Annotated in this window: 9 protein-coding genes; 8 read left to right on the top strand and 1 reads right to left on the bottom strand. The window is 47.1% G+C overall.

Annotation, left to right across the window (positions count from 1 at the left end; genetic code table 11):
- Window positions 1-96: 96 nt before the first annotated feature.
- The 4 genes from BN6465_RS13680 (at window position 97) to BN6465_RS13665 (ending at window position 4,733) form a co-directional block, all read left to right on the top strand.
- A complete protein-coding gene (locus BN6465_RS13680) occupies window positions 97-1,119 on the top strand; it encodes a peptidyl-prolyl cis-trans isomerase (protein WP_066736214.1) in 1,023 nt (340 codons plus the stop codon).
- 509 nt (window positions 1,120-1,628) lie between these two features.
- Entirely contained in the window at window positions 1,629-2,330 is a 702-nt protein-coding gene (locus BN6465_RS13675; protein ID WP_066736211.1) for a hypothetical protein, read from the top strand.
- A gap of 182 nt (window positions 2,331-2,512) precedes the next feature.
- Complete coding sequence (locus BN6465_RS13670; RefSeq protein WP_066738665.1) at window positions 2,513-3,346, top strand: PHP-associated domain-containing protein; 834 nt, start codon at window positions 2,513-2,515, stop codon at window positions 3,344-3,346.
- 19 nt (window positions 3,347-3,365) lie between these two features.
- A complete protein-coding gene (locus tag BN6465_RS13665; RefSeq protein WP_066736209.1) occupies window positions 3,366-4,733 on the top strand; it encodes an aldehyde dehydrogenase in 1,368 nt (455 codons plus the stop codon).
- Between the two features lie 53 nt (window positions 4,734-4,786).
- On the opposite strand, the gene BN6465_RS13660 is transcribed toward BN6465_RS13665, so the two are convergent.
- Complete coding sequence (locus BN6465_RS13660) at window positions 4,787-5,683, bottom strand: putative ABC transporter permease (protein WP_066736206.1); 897 nt, start codon at window positions 5,681-5,683, stop codon at window positions 4,787-4,789.
- Window positions 5,684-5,863: 180 nt separating this feature from the next.
- Between BN6465_RS13660 and glgX the strand changes: the two genes are divergently transcribed.
- From glgX to leuD, 4 genes are all read left to right on the top strand, one after another.
- Window positions 5,864-7,939, top strand: a complete 2,076-nt coding sequence (gene glgX, locus BN6465_RS13655) for a glycogen debranching protein GlgX (protein WP_066736203.1) — start codon at window positions 5,864-5,866, stop codon at window positions 7,937-7,939.
- A 111-nt stretch (window positions 7,940-8,050) separates the two neighbouring features.
- Window positions 8,051-9,637 (top strand): isopeptide-forming domain-containing fimbrial protein, encoded by a 1,587-nt coding sequence (locus tag BN6465_RS13650; RefSeq protein WP_066736201.1) that lies wholly within the window; start codon window positions 8,051-8,053, stop codon window positions 9,635-9,637.
- 25 nt (window positions 9,638-9,662) lie between these two features.
- Window positions 9,663-10,937 (top strand): 3-isopropylmalate dehydratase large subunit, encoded by a 1,275-nt coding sequence (gene leuC / locus BN6465_RS13645; RefSeq protein ID WP_066736200.1) that lies wholly within the window; start codon window positions 9,663-9,665, stop codon window positions 10,935-10,937.
- Window positions 10,937-11,428 carry a 3-isopropylmalate dehydratase small subunit gene (leuD, locus tag BN6465_RS13640; RefSeq protein ID WP_066736198.1) on the top strand — a complete coding sequence of 164 codons (492 nt, stop codon included), beginning with the start codon at window positions 10,937-10,939 and terminating at the stop codon, window positions 11,426-11,428. The genes leuC and leuD overlap by 1 nt, the downstream gene beginning before the upstream one ends.
- The last annotated feature ends 191 nt before the right edge of the window (window positions 11,429-11,619 follow it).

Genomic DNA, 11,619 nt, shown 5'->3' with positions numbered 1-11,619 from the left:
TGCCAGTGTGATAAAAAAACGCTATACTATAAAAGTGCATGCGGCCAATTTGAAGACGCATGGCTAAGGGATACAAGAAGGAGGAACAGTTCTGAGATGAAGAGAAAGTTAGTTGGGCTGGTACTGGCTGCCGTTATAGGGGCAGTGTCGGTGACCGGCTGCAGTAAATTAGATAATGATGATGTGGTGGCGGAAGTGGGAGGTACAAAGATTACCGCAGGCGTTGCGAATTTTTATGCAAGGTTCCAGCAGTCCCAGTATGAGACATACTACAGCAGCTTCCTTGGAAATGACATGTGGTCAGGGGAGGCTGAAGAGGGCAAGACCTATGAAGACAGTGTAAAAGAGACGATTATGAATAACCTGCAGTCCATGTATGTACTGGATATGCATAAAAAAGATTATGATATCACGCTCACCGAAGAAGACGAGGCTGCAATCAAAAAGGCGGCAGACGCATTTGGAGAGGCCAATACACTGGAGGACAAAGAATTGATTTCCGGTGACTCGGATACGGTAGAAGAGGTATTGCGGCTGCTGACTGTTCAAGAAAAGATGAGGGAAGCAATAACCGCAGATGTGGATACGGAAGTCTCCGATGAAGAAGCGGCTCAGAAGAGCATGAAATATGTATATTTTTCATTTAATAAAACAGGCGACGACGGCAACACAACGCAGATGACAGATGAAGAAAAAGAAGCGCTGAAAAAGGATGCAGAGGCATTTAGGCAGGGCGCTGAGGATGCCGAGGACTTTCCTGCTTACGCGACAGAAAAGGGATATGAGGCCGCCAATCTTACCTTCGATTCCAGTACAACGTCTCCCGCTCAGGAATTAATCAAGGCAGCAGACGCATTGGCGGAAGGAGAACTTACAGATGTTGTGGAAGGACCGTCAGGTTATTATGTAGCCAAGGTTACAAGCCTGCTGGACAGAGAGGCCACGGACACGAAGAAAGAGAGTATCATATCTGAGAGAAAGCAGACGATGTTCAATGAACAGATTGAAAAATGGCTCGATGAGGAGAAGGTTACTGTTCATAAGAGCGTGTGGAAGAAGATTAATTTCGTAAAACAGGGTGTCACAATCAAAGATACCGGTTCTGAGGAATCTAAGTAAGACATGTAAAGAGAATGTCACGGTCATGTTAAGCAAGTGCCGGGATATTCTCTTTTTTCTAACGTAGTTTAGTATCAGTAGAAATAAATTAACAGAATATTAAAAAAATCTAATTAAATATATTGACATAACTGGTGACGTATGATAATATAATGACAAGAAAGATGAACAAAGTAAAAAAACAGATAAATATTAAGTCTGATTTTACTGAGTTATCGAAAATCTAAGAAATGGAGGTACGGACCACCGAAAACATAAGTGAAATATCTTAAATTATTATGAAAGGAAGGTACAGACCACCAGAAAGGTAAAGTTTTATGATGGAAGAAGTGATATAAAGAGGAGTATCAGCTAAGACGTATGCTTGATACTCCTCTTTAATTGTGAACAATTTGTAAAAAGTGTGTGTAAGCAGTTTGACAGAAGCCGGAAAGTATTGCAGGGGTGTTTATTTTTGTGCTATAATCATAGCCGTGGGAGAGGTATAAATTACAATAGGAGGAAACAATATGGAGATAAACGTAGGAGATATTGTAGACAGTCTGCTGAATCTGGACCCGGCGGCAATGATGCAGGATAGAACGACACCGGTGACTGCCGCGTTGATTGTGACTATAGTGCTTTCTGTGCTTATGTGTGTGCTGGGATTGAAGTTGATTCGAATTTGGAATATACTGATTGGGCTTCTTACCGGCGCGGCAGCAGGGCTGGCGGTTTCTTGGGTGATGAATTTGGAAAATATGACCGCTGTCATTGTCACGGTGGCGGCAGCGCTCATACTGGCCATTCTGGGGGGGATTTTCAAAAAGTTTGGTGTATTTGTCTACTGCCTCGTGAGTATTTTCTCGGTGGCTGTTACTATCATACAGCCAAAAGATTGGATTTTTGTGGCAGTGTGCGGTGGAATCGGTTTGATTATCGCTATTATAGCGATGCTTATCTTTGAGCCGCTGGTAATTATTGTGTCATCGATAAATGGTGGGACTGGATTGGGTACTGCCGCCGCATCACTTTTGAACATTACTAACATATATATCATTTTAGCCATAACACTGGCTGCGGTGCTGGTTGGTATGGGGATTCAGTTTTCGGTGCGTTATCGAGAAATAGCTAAAAAGGAAGTACGTCACGCAGAGGCGATAAAAGATGAGATATCGAAAGAGCAGGAAGTAGAACATCTGCGGGCGCTTTTGGATGATGAAGAGGAATAGGACTATCATTATTACGGATAATAAGAGGAGCATATCTACGAGGTATGCTCCTTTTTTTACCGATAATGGAAAATATATACAACAGTGGATATGGAAATGAAAGGTTGTACATTGCGGGTTTTGAAAAAAGAGGTTATAATACTTGTATAGAATTTAATTTCGGAAAGTGTGGGGATGGAATTATGAAGATAGATATGCACTGCCACGTGAAAGAAGGGTCCATAGACAGCAAGGTCTCCATAGAAGAATTTATTTTAAAATTGAAAGAAAAGGGAATTGACGGTATGCTGGTCACCGACCACGACACGTATAATGGATACCGTTATTGGAAGGAATCAATAAAGGGGAAGAAGCATGAGGATTTTGTCGTTCTGAAGGGGATAGAATACGACACTCTGGATGCGGGACATATTCTTATAATCATGCCTCAAGGGGTGAAGATGCGTCTGCTGGAGCTGAGAGGGCTTCCGATTTCGCTCCTGATTGATTTTGTGCATCACCACGGAGGAATCTGCGGACCCGCTCATCCGTGTGGAGAAAAGTATATGAGCTTTACAAATACAAAGAGATTCCAGAAATCACCGGATCTTCTGGCAAAATTTGACTTTGTGGAGACATTCAATGCCTGCGAATCAGCCCAGTCCAACGGCGGGGCGAGACTGCTGGCGGAAAAGTATGATAAGCCTCAGACAGGGGGAAGCGACGCGCATAAGCTGGAGTGCGTGGGGATGGGATACACCGTGTTCCCGGAGCCGATCAAGACGGAGCTTGATCTGATTATGCAGATTCGCAATAAGGCATGTACGCGTGCGGAAGGCGAGTTCTATACGAAGACGACGAAGGATAAGATAGGAAAAGTGAATAAACTTCTGGTCTATTCTTTCTGGTTCTATAATAAGGGTGGAGCGCTGCTGAGAAAGCACCGCAGGAAAAATAAGATTCAGGCGGAACAGCCGATAGATCCAATCGACCCGATTGAGATTCCTTATCTGAAAAATATAAAAAGAAAACACTAATTTGGGAGGTGCTGGGCAGATGGAGTATAAGGCTTTGATTCATGCGCAGAGAGCATTTTATCATTCCGGCGCGACGAGGAGTACTGCGTTCCGGATAAGACAGCTCACGAGGCTGAACGACTGGATAAGCGGGCACGAGGATGAGATAACAGAAGCACTTCGGGCCGACTTGCATAAATCCCGTCTGGAGTCTTATGCGACGGAAATCGGCATAGTTAAGGAAGAAATTCGATATACCATAAAGCATCTGCGGAAGTGGGCACGGCCGAAAATGGTGCCGACGCCGTTAGCGCAGTTTCCGGCAAAATCCTTCCGGTATCCGGAGCCGTACGGGGTCGTGCTCATTATGTCACCTTGGAATTACCCGTTCCAGCTGACCGTTGCGCCTCTTGTGGGAGCTATATGTGCGGGAAACTGTGCCGTAGTCAAGCCGTCGGCTTACTCCGGAAAGACATCGGCGCTTTTAAAACGTATGCTGGGGGAACTATTTGAAGAGAAGTATGTGGCGGTTATCGAGGGCGGAAGAAAAGAAAACGAATCGCTGCTTTCTGAAAAGTTTGACTATATATTTTTCACCGGGAGCGTGACAGTAGGGAAGCTCGTAATGGAGAAGGCTTCTGCCCACCTGACGCCCGTCAGTCTGGAACTTGGCGGCAAGAGCCCCTGTATTGTGGACGAGACTGCGGATATCCGGCTTGCGGCGAAGAGAATCATATGGGGAAAGATGCTGAATTCAGGGCAGACCTGTGTTGCCCCTGATTATATTCTTGTGCAGAAGAGTGTGAAGGATAAGCTGCTCAAGCAGATGGTACACCAGATTGAGAAAATGTATGGGAAAGAACCTCTTCTCAGTGAAGATTACCCCAGAATAATCAATGAAAAGCATTTCCAGCGTCTTTTGGGGCTGATGGAAAGCGGCAGGAAGGTCTGTGGCGGAGGCGCCAATAGAGCGGCGCTGCAGATAGCGCCGACGATACTTGAGGATGTGACTTGGGAAAGCCCCGTCATGCAGGAGGAAATATTCGGGCCTCTTCTTCCGGTGCTCACATTTTATGATCTTCAGGAGGCCATTCGGATGGTCAATGCGCGGCCAAAACCGCTGGCGCTTTATTACTTCACCAAGGATAGGGCCAGAGAGGCGAAGCTCCTTCGCAGTGTATCTTACGGAGGCGGGTGCATCAATGATACAGTGGCGCATCTTGCCACATCCTATATGCCTTTCGGCGGTGTCGGCAGCAGCGGTATGGGGGCTTATCACGGCAAGGATAGTTTTGATACGTTCACTCATTACAAAAGCATTATGAAGAAGTCCTGTCTGATTGATATACCGTTCAGGTATGCTCCTTTTAAAGATTCAAATTTAAAATGGATTAAAAAATTTATGTAATCAAAAAGAGGTTCTGGGCGGTATCACTCCGTGACAGAACCTCTTGCTTTTATTTATTTTTTTCGCCTATTTTTGTCAAGCTCTTTCAGCTTTGCGCGGAGATCATTGAATGACTCTGAGTATTTCCGGCTTTCCATTTTAGGAAAGGCTTTGAAGAGCCGCTTCTGTATCCGGGTTGTATTTTCCCCGGTTTCTTTGTAATATTTCTTCAACTCTTCTATATGCTCTTTCAATTCCTGAGACACATTTTCCATGGCCACGGTTACAGTTTCTACCGCTTCAGATACGTTCTTCTTCACCTCTTCCTGTTTTTCAGACAAGGATGAGCTGATTTCTTCCTGCTTTTCCATGGCAGTGATGGTACCCTTATAGATATTCGTTCCTAGTTTGTCTGAAATTTCGTGAAGCTCATCCGCAATCTCCTGCATTTTAGCCAGACGCTTGTTCAGCTTCAGGATACCTGACGCAGTTACATACAGGTCGGCAAATGTGACGCCTCCGAAGATTACTATCAGAATAATGCCGATTATGAATGGGATGTGGGTCAGACCAGTGTGTATCAGTGGATGGATGAAATCTACAATGATAACACAGGCAACGCCCCATATCAAAGAAAAAAGGAGGCATACATAACCATTCAAATTGAGGGGCATATTGGAATAATCCCACCATTTATTGTGAAAGACCTTTTCCAGAATAAATCCTGTCAGCCATTCCAGCGCAGTCACGAGTATGACGCTCGTTATGTACAACAGGAAAAGATTGTCCTTGTATGGACTTAAAAATTGTACTACAACACCGACACCAATCCCATAAATCGGACAGATAGGACCGTTTAAGAATCCCCGGTTAACAAAGCGGTGTTCCTTCCAAGCGGCAAAGGCGACTTCAGTGCACCAGCCCAGAATACCATAGACGAAAAAATATAAAATAAAATAGTATACAGCCATATTTACTTCCCACTCCTTAAAAATCAAATATGTTTCATTATAACGGCAAGAATCCATTCTGTAAATGAGAACAGCCGAAGTTTGTGTATTTTTACAGAAAGTGTGCCGAATGCCGAGGGCAATTATCCTTGCGCCTGCTATGGGTAAAGGTTATAATTAGATGAGAAACGGAGGTTTGATATGGTAGAGGAATTGGTGAGAAACTGGAGTCCGACAGATAAGGTGTCGGGCTTTGATATTTGTCCCGGGTTATTCGGGTACAACGGAGCTACGGCGTTTCATAAATCTGTGAACTTTACCGTGCATTCGGCGGGGGCACGGACATGTGAACTGCTGTTGTATCACCGGACAGAAAGTGAGCCTTATGCGTCCATCCCATTTCCTGATAATTATCGCATCGGGGATGTGTTTTCCATGATGGTATTCGGGCTGAATATTGAGGAGTTTGAATATGCATACCGGCTGGACGGCCCTTATGATAAGAAGAAAGGCCTGCTGTTCGACAAGAACCATGTGCTGCTGGACCCCTATGCCAAAGCGGTAACCGGACAGAGCGTCTGGGGAATTAAGGTCAATGACGACGGCTATCGGGCGAGAGTGGTGAGAAATGATTTTCTATGGGGCAACGAAAAGCAGGTAAAGATTCCTATGGATGAGCTGATTATCTATGAGATGCATGTGCGTGGTTTCACGAAACTCTCCGACGATGTGAAACGTCCGGGGACATTTGACGGAATTAAGGAGAAGATACCTTACCTGAAGTCCTTGGGCGTGAACGCGATAGAATTGATGCCTATTTTTGAATTTGATGAATTGCGGGACCGGCGGGTGGTGGACGGAAAGCAGGTCATCAATTACTGGGGCTATAATACCGTCAGCTTTTTTGCGCCGAATACAAGCTACGCCGCCTCCAAAGAATACAACCGGGAAGGAATGGAGCTCAAGGAGCTGGTAAAGGCGCTTCATGAAAACGATATAGAGGTGATACTGGATGTAGTATTTAATCATACCGCAGAAGGGGATGAGAATGGGCCATTTATTTCCTTTAAAGGGTTCGACAACAATGTTTATTACCTGCTCACTCCTGACGGATATTACTACAATTTCAGTGGCTGCGGCAATACAATGAACTGCAATCACCCGGTAGTGATGCAGATGATAGTAGAGTGCCTGAAATACTGGGTGACCGATTATCGAATCGATGGTTTCCGCTTCGATCTGGCTTCGATACTGGGGCGCAATGAGGATGGTTCACCGATGGAGAATCCGCCCCTTGTGAAAATGCTTGCATATGACCCGTTGTTGAGTGACACGAAATTGATTGCGGAAGCATGGGATGCGGGCGGGTTATATCAGGTCGGGCGCTTTCCGGCGTTCAAGCGGTGGGCGGAATGGAATGGGCGGTACAGAGATGACTTGAGAGAATATTTAAAAGGCGGGCTTGGAGCTTCTGCCGGGGCGGCGCTGCGCATAGCGGGCTCACCGGATATCTATGACGTCAATGTACGCGGGAAAAGTGCCTCTGTGAATTTTATTACCTGCCATGACGGATTCACCCTGTATGATTTGTATGCTTATAATAGGAAACATAATGAGGCGAACGGCTGGAATAATCAGGACGGATCCGACGACAACCGCAGTTGGAACTGTGGAGCGGAGGGGGAGACACAGGACGTCGAAGTGATGAAGCTCAGAAAGCGAATGATGAAAAATGCCTGTGCCGTGCTGATGTGTAGCAGGGGAACGCCTATGTTCTATGCGGGAGATGAGCTGTGCAACACACAGTATGGAAATAACAACGCCTATTGTCAGGATAATGAAATTTCGTGGATTGATTGGGGAAGGATGAAGGAGCACAGCGATATGTTCCGGTTTTTCCAGCACATGATAGGTTTCCGAAAGAAACATCCGTGCATCTGGGGCAGTGATTCGGTGAGCCGTACAGGGTTTCCGGAGGTCAGTTTTCATGGAATACAGCCATGGCAGGAACAGGTACAGGAAGGAGCTTCCGTGGTGGGAGTGATGTTTGCCGGATACCATGAGAAGGAGGGCAGGGAAGATATCGTGTACCTTCTTGTCAATGCATATTGGGAAGCGCTGGAAGTGACACTGCCTGCCCTGCCGCAGCCGCTCCACTGGCATGCGTCCGCCAATACAGGGGTAGAGGACGGAGAGATATGCAGGAAGCCTGTGAGACTGAGCAGTGATACGGTGCTGGCTGGCCCGAGAAGTGTGCTTGTACTGGAGGCCGTTTAAGAAAAAAATAAGGTTTTAAGGAATTGACATTTAAGTACCCGTATCTTATGATATGGGTACTCGTCTTATGTATTCTCTTTCGCAAGTGAGATAGCGAGAGGAGAATACCTTATGAAATACAATTCAAAATTATGGAGAAAGACCATAATCATTATCAGCTTGGCGCTGTGCCTGTGTACGAACGGCATGGCGGCAGTCTGCGCAGAATCAGCGGAAATAACCACAGAAGAAAGCAGCGTGGAAACAGAAGATATGCAGGAGCCTGAACGGCAGCAGGAAGCGTGGAGCGGCACGGTCCGGGCGATAGGGCAGAGTTCCGGGGTGGAATCGGCTGAAATCACAGCCACCGAAGGAAGAAAACTAGATGGGATCTACTACACAGGGTTCACCATCAATGGCGGTATCGGTTACTGCCTGCAGTCTTCCAAGGATACACCGGCGGATGCAGTCTATGAGATTCAACAGGAACTGGATGCAAGGGACTCTTTTTTGAGCAAGGCCATGTATTATGCGTATGGCAATCCGGGATACCGGGCAGAACTGTGGGTGCCGGACTGCCCGCAGGATACAGAACGGGCATACCTGCGCTCCCACCTTGTGCTGAGTTACATTTATGACGCGGCCAATACGCTGGATCGGGAAGTAAAGGATACCTCTTGGGTGCCTTGGTGGCAGAATTATATATCGGAAACAATCAGACGGCTGGAGGGGGAGGCGGGAGTCCCCGACCCCGGACTTTCGATTGCCGCGCCGTCTGTGGAGGCCTACTTTGACAACAGTCTTGGCGTGCAGAGGACGCGGAGACAGACATTGGCCGGCGATGCCAGAAACCAAATTGAGATACCGCTGGCCGAAGGGATGGTCCTTGTCAATGAGACGAAGAAAACTGAGAGCATGGAGCGGGGAATTATCAATGGAGGGGATTCTTTCTATTTTAAGGCAGATGCGGCGGAGCTGAATGGCCAGACATACGAAAGCGGGGAGATGTACGGTACCATCACCAACAGCTGGGCTACACTTATTGTTAAGACCGGAGGGGATAAACAGGATATGGGGATGGGAGTGCTCTATCCCGCCCAGACAGTCCCGGTATCTTTGGCGGTAAGCTGGCTTCCGGCGCCTAAGCTTCGAATTGTGAAAAATGCGGACAGAGAGACTAAAGTTTATAAGAAGGGGGAGCTCATAACTTATAATCTGGAGATTACGCAGGAGATTCCAAAGGCGGTGGCAAAGAATCTGGTGATTGAGGACAGTATCCTCACGGAAGGCGTGAAACTTCAGAAGAATTCTGTCGTCCTGCTTGATCAGGATAAGAAAGTGATACAGGATGCAGAGATTACCGTGCAGGGAAATGATTTTCATATTGCGGGCGGTAAGGGGCTTGATTTTCTGGAATATGTGGAAAACGGGCACAGGCTTTATGTGGAATATCAGGTTCTGGTCATCTCCGATGAGATGGAAGTGGTAGAAAATACCGCCAAGGTAAGAGGCAGCAACGCTCCCGAAGAGTCTGACGATGAGGAGGTGGAGATTGAAAAGCCAAAGGAGCCGGCGCCTGATGAGCCGAAGCCGGAAAAGACGGTAAAAACAGAGTCAGTCCCCACCGGAGATAACGCAAACTTGATAGTTCTTATCCTCTGTCTGATTCTTTCTTGCGCTGTGATCGCGAAATATGGTAGAATATCACACAGAAAGTAAACGCAGTATGAAGGAGGATTTCATCATGGGAATGACGATGACGCAGAAAATTCTTGCCGCGCATGCAGGGTTAGAGTCTGTAGAAGCGGGACAGTTGATTGAAGCAAAGCTGGATGTAGTTATGGCAAATGATATTACCGGACCTATGGCACTGCCGATTTTTAGTCAGATGGCAGACAAGGTATACGACAAGGAGAAGGTAGTGCTGGTGCCTGACCATTTTACACCGAATAAAGATATTAAGTCCGCGGAGAACTCAAAAGCAATTCGGGAGTTTGCAAAGGAACAGGGACTTAAGTGGTACTTTGAGCAGGGGAAATCAGGCGTAGAGCATGCGATTCTGCCGGAGGCAGGGGTTGTGGCAGCCGGGGAATGTATTATCGGCGCAGACTCCCATACATGTACATATGGCGCGCTGGGCGCATTTTCCACGGGTGTGGGGACGACGGATATTGCGACGGGGATGGCCACGGGAGAACTTTGGTTCAAGGTGCCCTCTGCAGTCAAGTTTGTGTTGACAGGCAAGCCGGGACCGTATGTAAGTGGAAAAGACGTGATACTGCATATCATCGGTAAGATTGGCGTGGACGGCGCTCTGTATAAATCGATGGAGTTCGTGGGGGATGGAATCGCGAACCTGACCATGGACGACCGCTTCACGATGGCGAATATGGCCATCGAGGCGGGGGCGAAGAACGGTATCTTCCCGGTCGACGAACAGGCTGAGACATACATGAAGGAGCATACCCAGAAGTCTTATCAGATATATGAGGCGGACGAAGACGCCGAATATGACGAAGTGATAGAAATCAATCTGGCGGAGGTACGTCCGACGGTGGCATTCCCGCATCTGCCGGGCAATGCCAAGACGATTGACGAGATAGAGGCTATGGAGCCCATTAAGATCGATCAGGTTGTAATCGGCTCCTGCACCAACGGAAGAATATCCGACCTGAGAAGGGCCGCGGCCATACTGAAGGGACATACGGTACACCCGGATGTGCGTGTCATGGTGGTGCCGGCGACTCAGAAGATTTACAAAGAATGTATCAAAGAAGGGCTGGTCGACATTTTTATTGACGCTGGATGTGCGTTCAATACGCCGAGCTGCGGGCCATGCATGGGCGGACATATGGGAGTTATGGCGGCAGGCGAGAAGTGCGTGTCTACGACCAACCGGAACTTCGTGGGAAGAATGGGACATGTGGATTCTCTCATATATCTGGCATCCCCGGAGGTGGCGGCCGCAAGCGCCATTGCAGGCTGCATAGCCAATCCTGAGAAAGTAGGTGACAAGTAATGAAAGCGATGGGACATGTGTTTAAATATGGTGACAATGTTGATACCGATGTAATCATCCCGGCAAGATATCTGAATTCCTTCGACGCGCAGGAGCTGGCAAGCCATGCGATGGTGGATATTGATCCGGAATTTGCCACGAAAGTACAGCCGGGCGACATGATTGTAGCCAACAAGAACTTTGGATGCGGCTCTTCCAGAGAACACGCGCCGCTCTGCCTCAAGACGGCGGGCGTAAGCTGCGTCATTGCCGAGACCTTTGCAAGAATTTTCTACCGCAATGCAATCAATATCGGACTACCGATTATCGAGTGTCCGGAAGCGGCAAGAGGAATCGAGGCAGGAGATGAGGTAGAAGTTGACTTTGACAGCGGAAAGATTTATAACCGCACGAAGGGAACAGAGTTTCAGGGACAGCCGTTCCCAGAATTCATGCAGAAGCTCATCAAAGCGGGCGGTCTGGTGAATTATACAAATAGTAAGAAAAAATAAAAAGTCAAAAAGAGAGATTTGACAAAAGGAGCCGCAACCCAGACAATGTGCTGGTCTGCGGCTCCTGTGATTTAGATAAATTTTATTAAGCCATTGTTAAAAGACATTGACAATATGTTGAATACAACATATGATGAATATATATTGAGAGGTATATGGGCCATTAGCTAGTCTTTCGTATTCAGAATCTT

The sequence above is a fragment of the Bariatricus massiliensis genome (assembly GCF_900086725.1).
In the GTDB taxonomy this organism is placed as follows: Bacteria; Bacillota; Clostridia; order Lachnospirales; family Lachnospiraceae; genus Allocoprococcus; species Allocoprococcus massiliensis.
This window is presented reverse-complemented; position numbering and strand designations above follow the sequence as displayed.

Coding starts and splice junctions, on each gene's coding strand:
- BN6465_RS13650 (WP_066736201.1), top strand. CDS start 8,051: ATGAAATACAATTCAAAATTATGGAGAAAGACCATAATCATTATCAGC.
- BN6465_RS13675 (WP_066736211.1), top strand. CDS start 1,629: ATGGAGATAAACGTAGGAGATATTGTAGACAGTCTGCTGAATCTGGAC.
- BN6465_RS13670 (WP_066738665.1), top strand. CDS start 2,513: ATGAAGATAGATATGCACTGCCACGTGAAAGAAGGGTCCATAGACAGC.
- glgX (WP_066736203.1), top strand. CDS start 5,864: ATGGTAGAGGAATTGGTGAGAAACTGGAGTCCGACAGATAAGGTGTCG.
- leuD (WP_066736198.1), top strand. CDS start 10,937: ATGAAAGCGATGGGACATGTGTTTAAATATGGTGACAATGTTGATACC.
- leuC (WP_066736200.1), top strand. CDS start 9,663: ATGGGAATGACGATGACGCAGAAAATTCTTGCCGCGCATGCAGGGTTA.
- BN6465_RS13660 (WP_066736206.1), bottom strand. CDS start 5,683: ATGGCTGTATACTATTTTATTTTATATTTTTTCGTCTATGGTATTCTG.
- BN6465_RS13665 (WP_066736209.1), top strand. CDS start 3,366: ATGGAGTATAAGGCTTTGATTCATGCGCAGAGAGCATTTTATCATTCC.
- BN6465_RS13680 (WP_066736214.1), top strand. CDS start 97: ATGAAGAGAAAGTTAGTTGGGCTGGTACTGGCTGCCGTTATAGGGGCA.